Raw genomic sequence first — 19,614 nt, forward strand, 5'->3', positions numbered from 1 at the left:
CAAATTCTAAGCATTTGGGCCGTCTAAAGCTATCTCTTTGGTGTTTTTAGGCATCCATTTGCCTGCGTTACGTTCATTCGCCTTAAAAAAAACGGGCAATTTCTTGCCCGTTTCTTGTCTCACCGTTTAGCGCTCCGCTTCGGGGAGGGCGTTCAGATGGTAGGTTACGCGCTCCGAAAGCCCGCGAATGTCACCGCCAGTGATAAAGAAGCTGTCATCTTTTTGATTTGGATTACTGACGTCGTAGCCCAGCATCTTGTTGATGAGCGTTGCCACCTGATAATGGTTGAGCGGCATCTGCGGACTGATCTCCTTCATGGCGTAAGCTGGATCGTTGCTGAAGTAGAGGAACGGTACCTGAGCAATTGGCATTTCTACAACCGAGTGGCCAAACAGACCGTTATCGCCCACGCGTTCCCCGTGATCGGAGGTGATAAACACCAGCACCGGCAGTTTGGATTTTGCCAGCGCGGTGCGAATCGCGGACGCGAGTTCCTTGTCATACAGGCGGACCGCATCGTCATACTCATTTTTCTTCTGCGCCACATCATCACTCAGACGCGGCGTAGAGAACTTCGCGAAGCCCTGCGGGATATTACGCTCGTACGGGATATGTGGAGCACGGCTGTTGAGCACCATCAGGAACGGTTTGTTCCAGTCCAGCGTTGCTTTCTCAACGGATGGCGTCAGAACAACGTCCGCGCCGACATCCGGTGCCGGGCGGATCTGGGTATCTTCCCACAGATCAATATCATGGATACCAATCCAGTTGCTCAGCCCTTCCAGCCCTTGAGCTGAGATAAAGGCGGTCTGATAACCCTGTTTTTTCGCATTGGCGAAGATATTGGTGGATTTGGATTTGTAGGCGCCGTAGTTATCCGGTTCACGCAGATTATTCACCAGCATCGGAATGGCCACACGTGTGGACACCGCATTTGAGACAATCAGACGACCCGTCCCTTGATATTGCTTTAATAGTGCTTTCAGCTCTGGCGTGGTATCTCGCTCGTAGCCCAGGGCGCTAACGTGGTGTGGGTTAAGGCTCTCACCAATCGCCAGAATAATAGAATATTTACCTGCGTGCGTTCCTGCTATAGGTTTGACCTGGTAGGGATCGTAATGGGCCAAATTCTGGTTTTCGCCAGAAATAGCTTCCGGAATCAGGCGGATTGCACTGAAGCTCATTGCGGACAGGCCGTTACGCAGCAGGGAGTGTCGGAGGTCCGGATTGAATTTGTACATCTGCCCGTCGACCGCTTTATAGAACTGACCGACAAACATCACGACGATGGCAAGGAGGCAAGGAAGGGCAATCCATTTATGCCAAAGCGGAGCCAGACGACGCGCAAAGACCAGCCCAAACACGACTGACACAATCATAATGGCGAAGTAGATGCCCAATGAACCTAAGCTATCAGTGATACCGCTGGCAATGTCTTTCGTTTCCACGAACGCCAGCCACACTTCGCTCGGGCCATAGAACTGGCCATAGAACTGGTAGTACACCGCTTCTGATATCTGCACGATAAACGTGACAGCCAGCAGCAGGCGAGTCAGGAAGAAGCGCGCACTGGCGGCGGCCAGCAGGGAAATAATCAGATACAGCGAGAGATCACTGGATTTCGGCTGGTAGACATGATCTTTCAGTAGGATGATGATTTCTGAGAGCGAGAACAGCAGCATGAATGCCAACGTCAGCCCCAGGGTACGCAACAGATTACTGCGTGGGGTGAACGAAGATTGTGAAGTTGTTTTAAACATGAGAGAACTCTATTCCGATCAGAACTTTTTAGTCAGCGGACGAATGGCTTTACCAAAACCAAAGCGCAATGCGCGAACCACCGTAGGGCGATTGTGCAATCCTTTACGCCAAATATCCTCAAACAGGGCGTACCAGCGGGCAGCGACCGCTTCGCGGGAATAGACCTGTAGACGTTTTTCACCCTGTTCACGCATCTGACGATACAGTTCAGGAGAGTTTTTCAGACGCATAATGGCATCAAATGCTTCATCAGGGTTTTTAGCGATCAGGTAGTCCAGCTCGCTTTCGCGGATCGCACGGTAAGACGGCTCATCGTCGCAAACCATCACGGTCCTCCCCAGCCAGTTGTTAATGAGTTTACTGGCAGGTTTGCGGGCCAGTTTGTGATCGTGCGATTTACGGAAGCTGATGCACACGTCCACATCCTGGTAGTTTGTCCAGTTATCGAATGAAATGCGGAGTTCGATACCTTGTTCAGCAAGACGTTGCTTAAAGGCCCCTTCGCGATATTCGTTCGGAAAACTGTCCACGCGGCCGAAGAACGCAACGGTTTTGATGGTTTCGTCGGCGCGTGCGCGAGGCTTTACGCCCGGCTGTGGCCAATAGGGGACGAAGATACGGTTGCTATGGTTGTCCACTTCCGGGTTCTGGTCTACGACAACATCGGCCCCAATGACGGGAGGACGATCCGCACGTGCGACCACGGTGAAACCACGCCAGGGTTTAACACGAGAACCAAAATCGTCGTTATGCATCAGGTTAATGGCATCTGGCCTGCATTCAGAGCCAAACGAACATTCGATAGCGTCACCATAATAATGGTTCAACGCCAGCGTGGTCTGGAACGTCCAGCCACCGCGACCTCCACAATAAAATCGCTCCGGAATGTCGTCCGGATTGACACGTTTATCCAGGAGGGTCTGGAAATCTGCGTAGTTTTTAGCGATAAAATCCGCGCGGGAAACCGCGTGTAATTTAAGTTTGCTCATAATTTTCGTTAGCCAAGAATTTTTTTAAGACGGAAGTAGCGGCGCCCCAGGCGCCACCGTTGGCGAAAGCCGCGTGCATTTTGCCAAATCATGTTCCAGATACCGCGATCGAAAAGCTCACGGGTGATCTCACGTTTTTTGGCCATATCGTCAATGTTGTTAATGCTGTGCAGGATCCCCAAACCCTCTTTGGCGATTTGCCAGTGGCAGGCTGGTACGCGTTTCACCTGTTCCGGATAGCGTTTGTTGATAGCGTCCAGCATTTCCAGAATCTTCATATAGTGGCGTGCGGAACGCATGCGCGTATCGTCTGTGCCTGGGGTATGGGAAACGGAAGCGGAGTGGATCAGGTAGTCGTAATAGACCTCATCCACATACTGCACGCGTCTGGCGGTGAGCAGCACTTCCGTCGTCCAGGGGATATCCTGATGACGAAGGCCGTGTTCAAAGCTGAAGCCCTGCTCTTTGATAAAAGCGTGTCGATAGATATTCAGCCAGGTCACATGCAGGAACTTACGTGATTCGAGCGCCATCTGCAGCCAGGTCGGGCCATCCAGTACATCGGTTGAAGCGAGTTTATCTGAAGGAAAAATCTTTTTCGACGGACGTCCATCATCATAGATATAGGTGCCGTTGCAGGTCGCGACGTCCAGTTGCCCGGCAAGCGCAATTTCCAGCAAACGCGGGTACATACCCGGGTAGATCACATCATCAATATCCGGAAACGCAACGTAATCACCCGTTGCTACAGCGAGGCCGGAATTACGGGCGGCAGAGACGCCACCATTAGCCTGATTGATGACCGTAAAGCTACTGAATTCGCTGGCGTAGCGGGCGATGATATCTGCGGAACCGTCTGAAGAGCCGTCATTAACAATAACCAGTTCCAGATTTTGCAGATTCTGATTCTTTATGCTGTCAAAAAAAGCGCTCAGGAAATTTTCGCCATTATAGACGGCGACAATGAGGCTTAATTGAGGCGTTCCAGACATGCTTACTCCGTAATTTAACGCGGTGAGATGCGGCCAACGAACGATGCAGTAACGTGCAATGGCTTTTCGACAGTCGGCAGGCAAAAGAGTTCTGATGGGTACCATTGCGCCGATACTTTTTACTCCCGGCGCAATGTATACGCGATCAGGAGGTCGTTTCTGTCTGTTTAGCAGGGCGTAACGCGCACATGCCCACGAGTAGCCCGGTTAGCAGCATATATTGCTCCAGGTAATGATCTTTCAGATTGTGGTCAACCATGGTTCGGGAGAAGAAACCAACTGTAAACAGCAGCAAGAACATCCCTACCATTGCATTGCCATGACGGAACTCTCGCCAGCCGATGTACCAGCAACCTGCAAGTAAAATAAGCCAACCCGCAATACCCGCGATACCGTTCTGAATACCAAACTCAATCAGGCCATAGTGGCTGTGCGGGATGTTGATGCGATTGTCCTGAGTGTCGCGACGCAATACATAACGGAATGCCTCTTTGCGTGGCCCCATTCCTGCAGGATGCTCACCTACCAGTTTCCAGCCCTGGTGGAAAAAGCTGGCGCGGCATCCGTTGGAGTGGTTCATCGGACGACCAAGATCGTTAGTCGGTACCGTTCCGTTGGTTTTGTTATAGCAAAAACTGGTGAAAGGAGCGTTCCATCCTGTTATCGCATCACTTTCCAGATTTTGCCAGCGTGGATCGGTTTTCCAGGAAGCATAGCCCAGGAGCGCGGAAACGATAATGATGCCCACAAGAATCGCACCTGTGAGCACGACCCGGCTGCGACGCATGCTGTGCAGGCTGAGCAGAATGAAGGAGGAGAAAAGGCTGCCGACCAGGCCGATAGTTCCCCAGCGGGTGTCAACTAACGCCGTACAGGTCAGGTTACACAGCAGCATAAAGGCAAGGAACGGTGTTTTCAGGCGTAAAAAGCGTTGATGAAGCAGGCCGCGCGCAAGCAGTTCGGCGAGCAGGAAACCGGTGATCATATTGACCTGGAAGCTCATGCGCGTGCGGTTATAAACAATTCGCGTTTCACCCCAGTGGATCACGCCGTCTCGCCAGTAAAGCCAGGCGGTATCAAGTAAGTGGATACAGACAACGCCCCAGAAAAAAAGCACCACGAGTGTAAAGAATCGGGCTGCCGATAACGAGGGGAAGCGATCCTGAATTACGGGTAATAACACCAGGCCAGCACAGAAAAGCAATACCGGACGTAACCACTGACCGTCCCAGGTCGAAACCATCTCTTTAATATCCGGTGCGACAAAAAAGCCGTTAATCAGGATAAAAAAGGTTAAGGTCCAAAGCACAATAAGCACGAACTTAATTTTGTTTAAGTCCAGCGCTTTTCTCGCCATTGAAGAGCTAAAGAAAAGACCGAGCGCCACCACAATATTGGGATAAATCAGACCATTACGATGAAAAGGAAGCTGATCGTTTGGAATTGGCCAGATAAAACATAAAGCCAGTACAGACAGTACTAAAAGACCTGTCAGGATGTTACGCGTATTTGTCATAATTTTGGTACTGGTAAAGGATCTCGGCGTTAATACCGGTTAGTTAACAATGCCATGCGCAAATTCCACTGATTTCGAATGGAATAAAAGCCTGAGAAAATTACCACAGAAGCCATAACTACAGAAGGACAATGTTTGTAAGCAAGATTAATCCGTCTGTGCATTACCCTAATACCAATGTATATAATCGGCAGATTGGACAGCGATTCCAGCTCAATGACAGGAAATGTATGCATATTGTTCACACTGAAGCAGACGGCGGCAAAGGCGGACAGCCTCTGCGCATTATCAACGAATCGCTAGGGATGATTCAGCGTGGCCATCAGGTGACTCTCCTTTGTCCGGAAACAGCGCCTCTACACGCGCTGGCGCGCAATGCTGGATTGAAGGTGATCACCATGTCGTTGAAGCGTAAGAACCTTAAAAACGTGCTCCTTCTGCGTCGCTGGCTGAAGGATAACCGCCAGTCGATTGACGTCGTTAACAGCCATAACTCCGCCGATACCTGGCTGGTGGCGTTGGCTAATCTGACGCTCTCTCACCCCGTACCGCTGGTCCGCACTCGTCATGCGTCAGGTGTACCACGCAATAACTGGACGACCCGCTGGCTATTCCGCACGGCCTGCGCGCATATCGTGACCACGGGGGAAGCGTTACGTCATCAGGTGGCAAATATTGGCGTGCCGATGTCCCAGAGTACGTCGGTGCCAAGCGGTGTCGATACGCAGCGCTTTCATCCGGGGGATAAGCACGAAGCCCGCGCACATTGTGGCTTATCTGAGTCAGATTTCTGGCTGGGCGTGGTGTCGCATTTGCGTCCAAACAAAGGTCACAGCGTACTGCTGCGTGCTCTGGCGAAAATCGACAATCCACAGATCAAGCTGGCGATTGTTGGCGAAGGCCCACACAAAGCGACGCTGGAGCAGGAAATTACCGCGCTGGGATTACAGCAGCGGGTGGTGGTGGCGGGACATCAAACCGATCCGGAACGTTGGTTCCCGGCATTCGATATTGCGCTGAGCCCTTCACACGATATGGAAGGTGTCCCGCAGGGCGTGTTGCAATCGTTAGCCACCCGCGTTGCAACCATTGCAACGGATGCTGGTGGAACGGGAGATGCGGTGATTAACGGGCAGACGGGGTTGTTAATTGCGCAGCGCGACGAAAACGCCCTGCACGATGCCATAATGAAACTCTATAACGACTCAGCGCTTCGCGAAACACTCGCGCAACAGGGTTATGACTACCTAAGCAATCACTTTACCCGCGAATGCATGCTGGACGCGATGGAGAAAGTCTTCTCCGATGCCGTTCAGCGCAGCAAATCGTGATAAAGCGTTTGTAACTCTCGCGCCATTCTGCCCAGGGTGAAAGGCTCCGCAGTTGCACGTGCAGCCGCGGAGTAATCGACACCCTGTTCACGGCCTTTCAACCAAAGAGAGATGGCCTGCTTGTAACCTTCGCTGTCCAGCGCATCACGCACCCAACCGTTTTGACCCTCGGTTATCCACTCGGCTGCGCCACAGCCGTGGCTGGTGAGCAGCGGCAAACCGCATGCCAGTGCTTCCACGCAGACGTTCGGGAAGGGATCGTAGAGCGTCGGTAGGATAAGTGCATCAGCCGTGCCATACACTTCACGCACGTTGGCAACGGGGCCCAGGAACGCCACGCGTGCGGCGACCCCCAGCGTTTGCGCCAGTTTCTCGAACTTCCGCGCATGTTTATCGCGCCCGGCAATCAGCAGCCAGACGTCAGGATGCGCCACAATGGCGCGCAGCGCGGTGGCAACACCTTTACGGCTGAAACCTGACCCAACATACGCCAGCACCGGCGCAGTATGGGGAATGCCCAGTGCTACACGCTTCGAAAGGGAGCGTACCTCAGGGCTGAACTGGTCTGTGTCGACGCCGTTATAGATCACCGTCAGCTTGTCATCCGACAGCCCGAAGCGGCGGGCTATATCGTCGCGCACCATCTTCGAATTACAGATCACCTTGCGTAGCTGCGGATGGGTAAACATCTGCGTTTCAGATCGCAGGATGTAGCGGTGATAGCGGCTCAGAGATTGCGCCCAGCGCGCCAATGGCGACAGAATGCGACCATATTGCTCAAGCCAGGTGGCGTGAACCCCGTCGCCTGCCCGAAAGATAGTCGCTCCTGGTATGCGTTCGTGGCTTTGCACAATATCAAACTGTGCAAAGTGCGCGGCGGCTTCCGCGGCAAAACCGGATTCACGAGCGATGCGATTGCGAAACGGCGGATTGACCGTCAATGTTTTCCAGCCTGCGGCATCTTCCCACTGGCGGGCAATCAGCGTGACATCAAGCGAGGTATTCTGCGCCAGTACGTTAAGCGCACGTGAGACAAAACGCTCTGCGCCACCGTTGGGGTTGTAGGTCTGTCGAACAATTGCCAGCTTCATGCAGGTGTTTCCGTTGCCAGTAGCATCGTGTCGATGGCGCCCAGCACCTGCTGTGGTGTGATAGCAGTGATGCAGTCTGAGACACCGCTGTCTCCGCAGCCCGCTTTACCGCACGGCTGGCAGGTAAACCCAGCCACAATCACACGGTAGTTGACCCCCCATGGTGCCCATTTGATGGCGCCGGTAGGGCCAAAAATGGCGACGGTCGGCGTACCGACGGCGCTTGCAAGGTGCATCGGCATGGAGTCCACTCCGAAGTATATCCGCGCGTGCTTCATGAGCGCGCCCAGCTCTTTCAGGTTCAACTGACCGCTTAAATCAAAGACCGGTTGGGTGAGGGCTGCGCGCAGCTCATCCATGTAGGTCTTCTCTTCTTTTGACGGTGCAGCGGAGAGGATAATCGGCAGGCCGCGCGCGGCCAGGTTATCAATCGTCGCTGCCAGCTTTTTGATATCCCAGGCTTTAAACATCCAGCGCGAGGTCGGGTGAACCAGAATGTACGATTTACTCGTGAGCCCAAATCCGGCCAGCTTTTCGGCAACAGAGACTTCTGCCGCTTCACCAGGCACAAAAAGAGTATGTTTGTCTTCGTCGGACTGCGGATGAATACCGATTCGGCGCAGGGCATCCAGATTGACCTCCACCATATGGCGGCTGTTGTCCTGAATAGCCGGGTAGAGCGTGGTGAACGATTTCACCCAGCGACGACGTGCCAGACCCCCGCGTTTATCCGGCTTAAAGCCAACGGAAACGCGCGGTTTCAGGCGACGCGCCAGACGCGCGCCGTGCCAGTGTTCGGTCAGATTAATCAGCACGTCATACTGACGGCCTTTCAGGGTATTGAGCAGCGAGCGGTAGAGGCGGAATTGTTCAAACCACCCCTTTTTACGCCAGTTACGACCAATCGTATGGACCTGGTCGATATGCGGGTGGCTGGTCAGCATCGCCTGCGTGTCGTCATAGACCAGTGCGTCGACTTCTACATTCGGCCAGTTCTTTTTCAATACGGTAAACACTGGCGAAGTAAGCAGAACGTCACCGTGGTGACGCAACTTAACGATCAGCACGCGCTTTGGTGGACGCTCCGCTGAGAAAAAATCAGACATAGGCTCTCTCTGCTGCCAGCAAAGGCTCTAATTGCGCAAATACCGCAGCGGCGCTGAGGTCGCTTAGCTGCGATGAGTCTTTCGGGCGGCAGATATATTGATTTTTTCCATAGCCGCCGATAAGGCCCGGGTCCGTTGGGCCATAAAGCGTAATATTAGGTCGATCCAGCGCTGCCGTCAGATGGCTGAGGCCCGTATCCACGGAGACCACTGCCGCAGCGCCGGCCAGCTCCTGAGCCACACCATCAAGTTTCATGCGCGGCAGAATGTCTACATAATCAAACCCTGCCGCCAGACGTTTGGCACGCGCTTCTTCATGCGGCGCTCCCCACGGGAGTTTGATACGTAGCCCCGCACTCCCCAGCAGGCTTATCAGTTCGCGCCAATGTGTTTCTGGCCAGTGTTTATCATCGCGCGTTGTGGCATGAAGGAAAACCAGATAAAGCGCATCTGTTTGTTGCGAACTGTGCAAAAAATGCTGAGAAATAGCGTAATCACCCTGCGTTTTGGGTTTTACATAGCCAAGACTCTTTGCAAACAGTTCACGGGTACGCTCCACCGCGTGCTGTTGTTTTGCAATACGGTGGCGACGGTTATAGAACAGGCTCGCCAGCGGCTCGCGGGCGGAGTGCCAGTCCATGCCATGCTTTACGCCGTGTGCCAGACGCGTCACCAGCGCGGCGCTTTTCACCAGCCCCTGCGCGTCGATGATCGCGTCGTAACGCTGCGCCTGAACCGCTTCGCGGAAGGCGGTGCGCTCGGCTTTAATCGGTGTGGAGAACCATGCTTTGCGCCAGCGGCGAATGGCCACCGGGATCACGCGGTCTACTGCTTCATGCCAGGTAGGGATCTGCGCGAAGCCTTCTTCCACCACCCAGTCAAAACGGATGCCCGGAATGGCCTGCATCGCGTCCGTCAGCGCAGGCAGCGTATGCAGAACATCACCCATAGAGGAGGTTTTAACGATCAATACCCGCATCCGTTACCCTTCTTCGCTCAACAGCAGTTCGTTGAGTTCTTCGAGAACACGCTGCGGCGTGATGTCGATCAGGCTCTGGTGATAGCCTTCTGCGGCATCGCCTTTGCGCACCTTGTGGTAGCCGGTAATCAGGCGAATGACGCGCGCTTTGTGCGACAGTGGCGGCGTGAAGTCCGGGCTGCTTGGACCATACAGCGCGACCAGCGGGCGGTCCAGCGCGGCAGCGACGTGCATCAGGCCGGAATCATTGGTCACCACGGCTTTACAGGCGGCGATCAGAATAACAGCTTGTTCGAGCTGCGTTTCCCCGGCCAGGTTTCGGCACCAGGCCTGCTGCTCTGTGCTGAGCGTGGCGAGAATTTCATTGCCTGCTTCGTGGTCTTTTGCCGAGCCAAACAGCACAATCTGATAGCCTTCGTCGATCAGCTGTTTTGCCAGCTCCGCATAGTGATAGTGCGGCCAGCGTTTTGCCGGACCGAACTCCGCACCAGGACAGAAGCCAATCATCGGGCGTTCAGACGAAAGACCAAACGCGTTGCAGGTCTGGGATTTCTCGCCGTCATTAACCTGAAGCTGCGGCCAGAGCAGCGGCTGCGGCAGATCTTTCGCACTGCGCATCACGCCTTTGTCGTAGGCCAGCGCCACGTAGCGCTCCACCATTAGCGGCCAGGCCTCTTTGTCCAGCACCCGCGCGTCGTTCAGCAGGCCGTAGCGCATTTCACCGCGCCAGCCGGTACGGTGCGGAATACCCGCAAAGAAGGGCACTAAGGCAGATTTGAAAGAGTTCGGCAGGACATACGCGCGATCGTAGCGCTTCTCGCGCAGGCTATGGCCGAGCTTGCGGCGTTCGCCGATTTCCAGCGCACCGTGGCCGAGTGGCATCGGGATCGCCTCGTTCACTTCCGGCATACGCGATAACAGCGGACGGCACCACGCGGGTGCCATCACGTCGATTATCGCCTGGGGATAGCGCGCCTTGAGCGTGCGATAGAGACTTTGCGACATCATCATGTCGCCCACCCATGACGGGCCGATCACCAGAATTCTCATACTTACGCGTCGCGGTTCAGCCAGGCCATATATTCCGTTACGCCTTCGGCAACGGTCTTGAACGGCTTGTCGTAGCCAGCTTTACGCAGGTTAGTCAGGTCTGCCTGGGTGAACGCCTGGTAGCGGCCTTTCAGCTTATCCGGGAACGGAATGTACTCAATGCTGCCTTTTTTGTGGTACGCCAGCGTCGCGTCTGCCACTGCCTGGAAGGATTCCGCGCGGCCAGTCCCCAGGTTGAAGATGCCGGACACACCGTTTTCCCAGAACCACAGGTTGACTGCAGCCACATCGCCCACGTAGACGAAGTCGCGCTTAAAGCCGTCGCTGCCTTCGAACAGTTTCGGGCTTTCGCCATTATTCAGCTGGGTATTCAGGTGGAATGCCACGCTCGCCATGCTGCCTTTGTGCCCTTCGCGCGGCCCGTAGACGTTGAAGTAACGGAAGCCGACAATCTGGGAGTTCGCTTCTGGCAGAATCTGACGCACGTATTCGTCGAACAGGAATTTGGAGTAGCCGTAGACGTTCAGCGGTTGCTCGTATTCGCGGGATTCGATGAAGTCTGAGGTACGCCCGCCGTAGGTGGCAGCAGAAGAGGCGTACAGGAACGGAATTTCACGCTCCAGGCAGTAGTGGAGGATCTCTTTGGAGTACTGATAGTTGTTGTCCATCATGTACTTGCCGTCCCACTCGGTGGTGGATGAGCACGCACCTTCGTGGAAAATGGCTTCAATCTCGCCAAACTCTTCACCTGCCATAATCTGGATAAGGAAGTCTTCTTTATCCATGTAGTCAGCGATGTTCAGATCCACCAGGTTAACGAACTTGGTGCCATCTTTCAGGTTGTCCACCACCAGGATGTCGGTGATGCCTTTGTCATTGAGAGCCTTAACAATATTGCTGCCGATAAAGCCTGCGCCGCCGGTAACGATGATCATAACGGTAACCTTTGAAGTGTGGAGTCCGGGGACAATCCCGAACGCTAATGTTTCTATCATATCATCACAATGCCCTGTCTTCAGCCATTCACCGATATGCGGTAGGGGTACACGTGATTTATGCTGCAAAAACGACAAGAGATACTGCGTCATCTCGTCATGAACTATAGGTTTGGGTAATATGTCCCGAAATTTGCCGAGTCTGGAGAATTGCAATGCGTGGTGATTTTTACAAACAGTTAAACAGCGACCTCGACACCGCACGTGCGGAAGGGTTGTTCAAGGAAGAGCGTATTATCACGTCTGCTCAGCAGGCGGACATCACCGTTGCCGACGGCAGCCACGTGATCAACTTTTGTGCGAACAACTACTTAGGTCTTGCGAATCACCCTGAGCTGATTGCCGCAGCGAAAAACGGCATGGATACTCACGGTTTCGGTATGGCCTCCGTACGCTTTATTTGCGGTACCCAGGATAGCCACAAGCAGCTTGAGCAAAAGCTGGCGAGCTTCCTTGGAATGGAAGACGCGATTCTCTACTCCTCCTGCTTCGACGCCAACGGCGGTCTGTTTGAGACCCTGCTTGGCGCAGAAGATGCGATTATCTCCGACGCCCTGAACCACGCCTCCATCATCGACGGCGTACGCCTGTGTAAAGCGAAGCGTTTCCGCTATGCCAACAACGACATGGTTGAACTGGAAGCGCGCCTGAAAGAGGCCCGTGAAGCGGGTGCTCGCCACGTGCTGATCGCCACCGACGGCGTGTTCTCCATGGACGGTGTGATCGCTAACTTGAAAGGTGTCTGTGACCTGGCGGATAAATACGACGCGCTGGTCATGGTCGATGACTCTCACGCGGTCGGTTTTGTCGGCGAAAATGGCCGCGGTTCCCACGAATACTGTGACGTGATGGGCCGCGTGGATATCATCACCGGTACGTTGGGCAAAGCGCTCGGCGGCGCGTCCGGTGGTTATACCGCTGCGCGTAAAGAGGTGGTTGAATGGCTGCGTCAGCGCTCCCGCCCGTATCTGTTCTCCAACTCCCTGGCGCCGGCCATTGTTGCCGCCTCCATCAAGGTACTGGAGATGGTGGAGTCCGGCGCGGGGCTGCGCGATCGCCTGTGGTCGAACGCCCGTCTGTTCCGTGAAAAAATGAGCGCCGCAGGTTTCACCCTGGCCGGTGCCGATCACGCCATCATCCCGGTGATGCTGGGTGATGCGGTCGTGGCGCAGCAATTTGCTCGTGAACTGCAGAAAGAAGGGATTTATGTCACCGGGTTCTTCTTCCCGGTGGTACCAAAAGGCCAGGCGCGTATCCGCACCCAGATGTCTGCGGCGCATTCGCCTGAACAAATTGAACGTGCGGTGGAAGCCTTTACCCGCATCGGCAAACAGCTGGGCGTAATTGCCTGAGGACGTGTGATGAAAGCGTTATCCAAACTGAAAGCGGAAGAAGGGATTTGGATGACCGACGTGCCGGAGCCGGAAGTCGGTCATAACGATCTGCTGATCAAAATTAGTAAAACCGCCATCTGCGGTACTGACGTTCACATCTACAACTGGGACCAGTGGTCACAGAAAACCATTCCGGTCCCGATGGTTGTCGGTCACGAATATGTGGGTGAAGTGGTTGGCATTGGTCAGGAAGTCAAAGGCTTCCAGATTGGCGACCGCGTCTCCGGGGAAGGCCATATCACCTGCGGCCACTGCCGCAACTGCCGCGGCGGGCGTACGCACCTGTGCCGTAATACCATTGGCGTGGGCGTAAACCGTCCGGGCTGCTTCGCGGAATACCTGGTGATCCCGGCGTTTAACGCGTTCAAAATCCCGGACAATATCTCTGACGATCTGGCCTCCATCTTTGACCCGTTCGGTAACGCGGTACACACGGCACTCTCCTTCGACCTGGTGGGTGAGGACGTGCTGGTGTCTGGCGCGGGCCCCATTGGCATTATGGCGGCAGCCGTGGCGAAGCATGTAGGCGCGCGTAACGTGGTGATCACCGACGTGAACGAATACCGTCTGTCGCTGGCGCGTAAAATGGGCGTCACCCGCGCGGTGGATGTTTCCAAAGAGAGTCTGACCGACGTGATGGAAGAGCTGGGCATGACCGAAGGCTTTGACGTAGGTCTGGAGATGTCCGGTGCGCCACCGGCGTTCCGCACCATGCTCGACACCATGAATCACGGTGGCCGTATCGCGATGTTGGGTATTCCGCCGTCAGATATGTCTATCGACTGGAACAAGGTCATCTTCAAGGGGCTGTTCATCAAAGGCATTTATGGCCGTGAAATGTTCGAAACCTGGTACAAGATGGCGGCATTAATCCAGTCTGGTCTGGATCTGTCCCCGATTATTACTCACCGCTTCTCAGTTGATGAGTTCCAGAAAGGCTTTGACGCGATGCGTTCAGGTCAGTCTGGGAAAGTTATTTTGAGCTGGGATTAACAGAAAAAGCGCCTTCGGGCGTTTTTTTTTCGGCTTCTTCACATTTCTTACATCCGCAATCAGATTATTTTGATTTTTCCTTCGCTTTTTTATCCACACACTTATAAAGTTTGTTGACGATCCGTTTACATTTACAGTGCCTATGTTCAAGCTTACCGTTTGTTTATTGACCTGTAATTCAGCGCGTTTGCTGCGCGAGGTGATCCCTCCGCTGCTGACAGTGGCAGATGAAATTGTCGTTCTGGATTCCGGCAGTACTGATGCCACTCTTTCTATTTGCCGCGAGTATAGCCTCTCCCTTTACCATCACCCCTATACTATGCATGGCGTGCAGATGAACCATGCGATCGACCTTGCGAGCAATGACTGGGTGCTGTGTATTGATAGCGACGAGATTCTGGACGCAGAAACTGTCGACTTTATTCTGACCCTCAAAGCCGGGGATGAACCTTCCGCCGATCGCGCATGGCGTATCGCCCGGTACTGGCATGTGCTGGGTGAGGAAGTGCGTACAATCTATCCTGTTTCCTCTCCTGATTTCCCGGTGCGCCTGTTCAATCGTACACTGGCTCGTTTCAACCAACGACCAGTGGATGACAAAGTTGAAGGCAATATTGTCGCCGTGAAAATGCCGGGTCGGGTGCGTCACGACACCTTTTATAACCTGCATGAAGTGTTCAACAAGCTCAACGGCTATACCACTAGACTGGTGAAATATCAGGCGGTTCGGCCCTCGATAGGACGCGGCATCATCAGTGCCATCGGGGCTTTCTTCAAATGGTATCTGTTCAGCGGCGCCTGGCGCCAGGGCAAGGTTGGGGTCGTGACGGGGCTTTATGCGACGGCCTACAGCTTTTTGAAGTATTTCAAATCCTGGTATCAGCATCAGGAGAAAAAAGAGCCCGTTGCTAATAAGCAGACGGACTCACAGATTGCGAAATAAGGGGCAAGCAATCAGGATTTCTTACCCCATCCCTGCCACTGGTGCTGGAAGTATTGCACCAGCGTACTCTGGCTCACGCTTTCGCTGATGACCGCGAAGAAGCGGGTTGCATGCACCGGTTCAGGCGGTTGTTTCAGCTTGCAATTCTTCACGCCACGGAACGGGTTACGCGGCTGCGTTGCGGGTGGTTGTGCACTACCCGGGCGAGATGTATCGACCTGCGGCTCATTGAGCAGATCGCTCGGACGTACCAGTGTGATATCTGGAGGCAAGGTCGGCAACATCTGCTGCAAAACGCGCACCGTAGAAGGATGCGGGTGGCCGATGGCAATGGCTGAACCATTACGTCGGGCGAGCTGCACGGCGCGATTGAACTGCACGCGAATGTCGGCCTCGTTCTGAGTATCATCCAGGAACACCTTGCGCTTGATCACCTTCACTCCCGTTCCCTGAGCGGCACGCATCGCCTGGCTGTTGCCGATGGTCATGCTGTCGAGGAAGTAGAGGTTGTAGCGTTCCAGCGCCCGCATCACTTTTAGCATGCCGTACAGGCTGGAGGTCATCGCGCTACCCATATGGTTGTTCAGGCCAACGGCATACGGCACGTTGTTGTAAGCGTCACGGATGATGCGCTCGATCTCATCGCTGCTCATATCCGGACGAAGCGTATCTTTTTCCAGCGGCTGTTTACTGAGCGGTGCCATCGGCAGATGGATGAGGACCTGATGTCCGCTGTTGTGGGCTTTGGTCGCCATCTCACGGGCGTGAGGCGCATTCGGAAGGACGGCGACAGAGATGGCTGGCGGCATCGCCAGCACCTGATTTTCATAGTGCGGACGATAACCGAAGTCATCAATCACGATGGCGAGTTTACCTGCGTATACCGGTGCAGCCAGCGCCAGCGCGCTGACGACGGAGAGAACCATTCGACGAAATTGAAGCAAAACTTATCTTCCCAACCACGGCTGTGGATTGACCGCCTGACCCTGACGACGAATTTCGAAATAGAGTGACGGGCGGCCCTGACCGCCACTGCTGCCCACAAGGGCGATGGGTTGGCCTGCGCGCACCTGTGTGCCAACGCTGACCAGTGCGCTCTGATTGTAGCCGTAAAGACTCATGTCGCCTTTACCGTGCTCAACCACTACCACAAGACCGTAACCCTGCAGCCAGTCGGCCAGAATCACTCGTCCATCGGCAATGGCTTTTACTTCACTACCTTCAGACGCACCGATAACGATCCCTTTCCAACGTAGCTCACCCTGCAGCTGTTCGCCATAACGATGCAGAAGCGTACCGCGAACGGGCCAGTAGGCCTGACCGCGTGGGGAAACCAGACCGCCGGTACGCGACATCAGGGAACGTTCGCTTTCGCTTGGCTTGTAGGTGGTACCTTTGCGGGAGGCTTCCTGCTGCTTGTCGCGGACAGCCTGTGCCTCGCGGGCCTCTTTTTCGGCACGCGCTTTCGCCGCGGCTTCGGCACGGGCGATACTGTTACGCAGTTTTGATTCGTTGGCACGCATTTCACTCAGCTGGCTCTGACCTTGCTGAATGGAGGACTCAAGACCGGAAAGGGTTTTCTTGCGCTCGTTACGGGCCTGCTCAAGTTTCGCCTGCTGCGCTTTTTGTTCGTAGAGCAACGTCTGCTGCTGACTCTGCTTCTCTTCCAGCTCAGCTTTTTGGGTGGAGACCTCTTCACGCGTTTGTTTCAACTGCGCAATGGTCTCCTGACGCGCCTGGTTCAGATAACCAAAGTAGGCCTGCAGACGCTGACCGCGCTGGCTCTCTTCTCCGCTGAGGATTAACTGAAGGCCGGTGTGTTCACCCTGTCGGAAAGCGGCATCAAGCTGTGCGGCAAGATTGCGCTCCTGTGCATCACGCTGGCGCTCCAGTTTGGCAATCGACGCGTTCATCTCGTCGATCTGTTTATTCAACTGAGCGAGGGTATCTTGCGTTTCACGGAGCTTACGGGCTGCGGCCGAAATAGCTTCTTCCTGCTGCTTAAGCTGGGCGAGCAGGGCGGAGCGTTGCTGTTGTTGCTGGCGTACCGCACGCTCTTTAGCGGCGATATCCGCCTGAATGGATTTCAACTGGTCGCGATCGTCCGCGTGGGCGGATGCGGCGCACAGCAATACGCCAGCGCTGAGTGCGCTGGCGCAAAGCAGGGGTCTGACTGATAACCTAAGCGGCTTCACGACCCATGTGATTGAAAAAATCGCCTTTCCCCTCATGGGGAGGGATTATTCCACGATGAACAGCGGCTTACCAGTCATCTCTTCAGGGATCGGCATACCCATCAGCGACAACATGGTTGGCGCGATGTCAGAAAGCTTGCCGCCTTCCACTGCTTTCAGTGATTTATCACCGACATAAATCAGCGGAACAGGCAGGTTGGTGTGAGCGGTATGCGCCTGGCCCGTTGCCGGGTCGCGCATCTGTTCCGCGTTACCGTGGTCAGCGGTGATCAGCAACTGACCGCCTACGGACTCAACCGTTTTTGCAACCTGCTCAACGCAGTGATCCAGTGCTTCAACCGCTTTCACGGCGGCTTCCATCACGCCGGTATGACCGACCATGTCGCCATTCGGGTAGTTACAGATGATGGTGTCGTACTTGCCGCTCTTGATGGCCGCGACCAGTTTTTCAGTCAGCTCAGCAGAGCTCATCTCTGGCTGCAGATCGTAAGTCGCGACTTTCGGTGAGTTGATCAGAATGCGCTCTTCACCTTTGAACGGCTCTTCCACGCCGCCGTTAAAGAAGAAGGTCACGTGCGCATATTTTTCGGTTTCGGAAATACGCAGCTGCGTTTTGTCATTCTTCGCCATCCACTCGCCGAAGGTATTAGCCAGCGAGGCTGGTGGATACGCGCATGGGGCTTTGATGTCTGCCGCGTATTCGGTCAGCTGGATGAAGTCGAGGTTTACCACTTTCTTACGGGCAAAACCGTCGAAGTCGCTGTTGACGAAAGCACGGGTGATTTCACGCGCGCGGTCAGCGCGGAAGTTCATGAAGATCAGCGCATCGCCATCTTCCATGGCGGCATCGGGCTGGCTTTCAGCACGAATCACGGTCGCTTTCACGAATTCATCGTTTTCATCACGTGCATAAGCGGCTTCCAGGGCTTCAACGGCCGTCGCGAACTGGAACTCACCTTTTGCCAGGGTCATCAGGTCATAGGCCTGTTCAACGCGATCCCAGCGGTTGTCGCGGTCCATGGCGTAGTAACGACCAATGATGGAGGCGACGCGGCCTTTGCCCAGTGCGGCAAATTTCTCTTCGAAGGCTTGCAGAGAGCCTTTTGCGCTGCGCGGTGGCGTATCGCGACCATCCAGGAAGGCGTGCAGATAGATTTTTTCTGCACCGCGCTCGGCGGCCAGTTCAACCATCGCCATGATGTGGTCTTCGTGGCTGTGTACACCGCCCGCGGAGAGCAAGCCCATGATGTGCACGGCTTTACCTGCCGCAACGGCTTTATCTACCGCGCCGCAAAGAACCGGGTTCGCGAAGAAGGTGCGTTCTTTGATTTCGACATCCAGACGGGTCAGGTCCTGATAGACGATACGGCCCGCGCCCAGGTTAACGTGACCGACTTCGGAGTTGCCCATCTGGCGATCTGGCAGACCGACTTCCAGACCGGATGCATCGATCAGGGTATGGGGACGTTTCGCCCACAGCGCATCCATCACCGGGGTTTTTGCGCTGAAAATAGCGTTATCCTGGCTGTCTTCACGGTAGCCATAGCCATCCAGAATCACCAGTACCATAGGTTTTTTAGAAACCGACATTGCAACAACCTCATGCTCAAGAGTCAAAATTTGCGTAATTTTACTACAGCTGAATCGATCAAATAGCCGCAGAAGATCAAAGAAAGCGCAGGGGCAAGGCGCTGACCGGACCATTTTGAGGCATTTTTTTAGGTGGCATGCCGCAGAAAATGGATTAGGTTAGGGTCGCTGGCTGTATTTGCCAGAACGCACAGGTATACTCCTGTCCTGGTTTTTTTATCACTTAGTCGGGAGTAGTTACCCTCCATGCAAGAAATTATGCAATTCGTTAGCCGCCATCCGGTTCTGAGCATCGCGTGGATTGGCCTGCTGGCTGCTGTGCTGTTCACCACATTTAAGAGCCTGACGTCTAAGATTAAGGTTATCACCCGTGGTGAAGCGACGCGTCTGATCAACAAAGAAGATGCCGTCGTTGTCGATCTGCGTCAGCGTGACGATTTCCGTAAAGGTCACATTGCAGGCGCAATCAACCTGCTGCCAGCTGAAATCAAAGCGAACAACGTGGGTGAGCTTGAAAAACACAAAGCCCAGCCAATTATCGTTGTTGATGCAACCGGTATGCAGGCGCAAGAATCTGCCAGCGCGCTTTATAAAGCGGGCTTCGAAAATGTAACGGTACTGAAAGAAGGGATCTCCGGCTGGAGCGGGGAAAATCTTCCTTTGGTTCGCGGTAAATAAGGAGTTCAGT

The 19,614-nt window shown here is 54.4% G+C and carries 17 protein-coding genes; 5 read left to right on the top strand and 12 right to left on the bottom strand.

Features of this window, described 5'->3' with window-relative positions:
• Positions 1–126 precede the first annotated feature (126 nt).
• The 4 genes from AAER43_RS00495 to AAER43_RS00510 form a co-directional block, all read right to left on the bottom strand.
• Positions 127–1,761 carry a sulfatase-like hydrolase/transferase gene (locus AAER43_RS00495; RefSeq protein ID WP_050863120.1) on the bottom strand — a complete coding sequence of 545 codons (1,635 nt, stop codon included), beginning with the start codon at positions 1,759–1,761 and terminating at the stop codon, positions 127–129.
• Positions 1,762–1,779: 18 nt separating this feature from the next.
• Positions 1,780–2,751: a hypothetical protein gene (locus AAER43_RS00500; RefSeq protein ID WP_050863121.1), complete on the bottom strand. Its 972-nt coding sequence runs from the start codon at positions 2,749–2,751 to the stop codon at positions 1,780–1,782.
• Between the two features lie 8 nt (positions 2,752–2,759).
• Positions 2,760–3,743: a glycosyltransferase gene (locus tag AAER43_RS00505; RefSeq protein ID WP_047343722.1), complete on the bottom strand. Its 984-nt coding sequence runs from the start codon at positions 3,741–3,743 to the stop codon at positions 2,760–2,762.
• A gap of 145 nt (positions 3,744–3,888) precedes the next feature.
• A complete protein-coding gene (locus AAER43_RS00510) occupies positions 3,889–5,259 on the bottom strand; it encodes an O-antigen ligase family protein (RefSeq protein ID WP_047343723.1) in 1,371 nt (456 codons plus the stop codon).
• 230 nt (positions 5,260–5,489) lie between these two features.
• Here AAER43_RS00510 and AAER43_RS00515 point away from each other — a divergent pair, with 230 nt between their 5' ends.
• Positions 5,490–6,590: a glycosyltransferase family 4 protein gene (locus AAER43_RS00515; RefSeq protein WP_047343724.1), complete on the top strand. Its 1,101-nt coding sequence runs from the start codon at positions 5,490–5,492 to the stop codon at positions 6,588–6,590.
• Here AAER43_RS00515 and AAER43_RS00520 read toward each other — a convergent pair.
• From AAER43_RS00520 to rfaD, 5 genes are read right to left on the bottom strand one after another with little or no spacing between them, the layout of a single operon-like run.
• Complete coding sequence (locus tag AAER43_RS00520; protein WP_047343725.1) at positions 6,572–7,681, bottom strand: glycosyltransferase family 4 protein; 1,110 nt, start codon at positions 7,679–7,681, stop codon at positions 6,572–6,574. The two genes, AAER43_RS00515 and AAER43_RS00520, sit on opposite strands and share 19 nt — an antisense overlap.
• Positions 7,678–8,787: a putative lipopolysaccharide heptosyltransferase III gene (gene rfaQ, locus AAER43_RS00525; protein WP_047343726.1), complete on the bottom strand. Its 1,110-nt coding sequence runs from the start codon at positions 8,785–8,787 to the stop codon at positions 7,678–7,680. Before rfaQ ends, AAER43_RS00520 begins: the two co-directional genes overlap by 4 nt.
• Entirely contained in the window at positions 8,780–9,766 is a 987-nt protein-coding gene (gene rfaC / locus AAER43_RS00530; RefSeq protein ID WP_050863123.1) for a lipopolysaccharide heptosyltransferase RfaC, read from the bottom strand. The genes rfaQ and rfaC overlap by 8 nt, the downstream gene beginning before the upstream one ends.
• 3 nt (positions 9,767–9,769) lie before the next feature.
• Complete coding sequence (rfaF, locus tag AAER43_RS00535; RefSeq protein WP_014881998.1) at positions 9,770–10,816, bottom strand: ADP-heptose--LPS heptosyltransferase RfaF; 1,047 nt, start codon at positions 10,814–10,816, stop codon at positions 9,770–9,772.
• A 2-nt stretch (positions 10,817–10,818) separates the two neighbouring features.
• Positions 10,819–11,751 (bottom strand): ADP-glyceromanno-heptose 6-epimerase, encoded by a 933-nt coding sequence (gene rfaD, locus AAER43_RS00540; protein WP_014881999.1) that lies wholly within the window; start codon positions 11,749–11,751, stop codon positions 10,819–10,821.
• 215 nt (positions 11,752–11,966) lie between these two features.
• On the opposite strand from rfaD, the gene kbl reads away from it, so the two are divergent.
• The 3 genes from kbl (at position 11,967) to AAER43_RS00555 (ending at position 15,141) form a co-directional block, all read left to right on the top strand.
• On the top strand, positions 11,967–13,163 hold the full coding sequence (gene kbl, locus AAER43_RS00545) for a glycine C-acetyltransferase (RefSeq protein WP_014882000.1): 1,197 nt from the start codon (positions 11,967–11,969) through the stop codon (positions 13,161–13,163).
• Positions 13,164–13,172: 9 nt separating this feature from the next.
• On the top strand, positions 13,173–14,198 hold the full coding sequence (gene tdh, locus AAER43_RS00550; RefSeq protein WP_231069994.1) for an L-threonine 3-dehydrogenase: 1,026 nt from the start codon (positions 13,173–13,175) through the stop codon (positions 14,196–14,198).
• A 142-nt stretch (positions 14,199–14,340) separates the two neighbouring features.
• Entirely contained in the window at positions 14,341–15,141 is an 801-nt protein-coding gene (locus AAER43_RS00555; protein ID WP_047343729.1) for a glycosyltransferase family 2 protein, read from the top strand.
• Between the two features lie 11 nt (positions 15,142–15,152).
• On the opposite strand, the gene AAER43_RS00560 is transcribed toward AAER43_RS00555, so the two are convergent.
• From AAER43_RS00560 to gpmM, 3 genes are read right to left on the bottom strand one after another with little or no spacing between them, the layout of a single operon-like run.
• Positions 15,153–16,085, bottom strand: coding sequence for a divergent polysaccharide deacetylase family protein (locus AAER43_RS00560; RefSeq protein ID WP_050863124.1), 933 nt, complete (start codon positions 16,083–16,085; stop codon positions 15,153–15,155).
• 3 nt (positions 16,086–16,088) lie between these two features.
• Positions 16,089–17,348, bottom strand: coding sequence for a murein hydrolase activator EnvC (gene envC / locus AAER43_RS00565; protein ID WP_342702026.1), 1,260 nt, complete (start codon positions 17,346–17,348; stop codon positions 16,089–16,091).
• A gap of 33 nt (positions 17,349–17,381) precedes the next feature.
• Complete coding sequence (gene gpmM, locus AAER43_RS00570; RefSeq protein ID WP_050863125.1) at positions 17,382–18,926, bottom strand: 2,3-bisphosphoglycerate-independent phosphoglycerate mutase; 1,545 nt, start codon at positions 18,924–18,926, stop codon at positions 17,382–17,384.
• Between the two features lie 246 nt (positions 18,927–19,172).
• Here gpmM and AAER43_RS00575 point away from each other — a divergent pair, with 246 nt between their 5' ends.
• Positions 19,173–19,604, top strand: a complete 432-nt coding sequence (locus AAER43_RS00575; protein WP_014882007.1) for a rhodanese-like domain-containing protein — start codon at positions 19,173–19,175, stop codon at positions 19,602–19,604.
• The last annotated feature ends 10 nt before the right edge of the window (positions 19,605–19,614 follow it).

The sequence above is a fragment of the Enterobacter sp. FUJ80071 genome, assembly GCF_038739915.1.
In the GTDB taxonomy this organism is placed as follows: Bacteria; Pseudomonadota; Gammaproteobacteria; order Enterobacterales; family Enterobacteriaceae; genus Enterobacter; species Enterobacter kobei.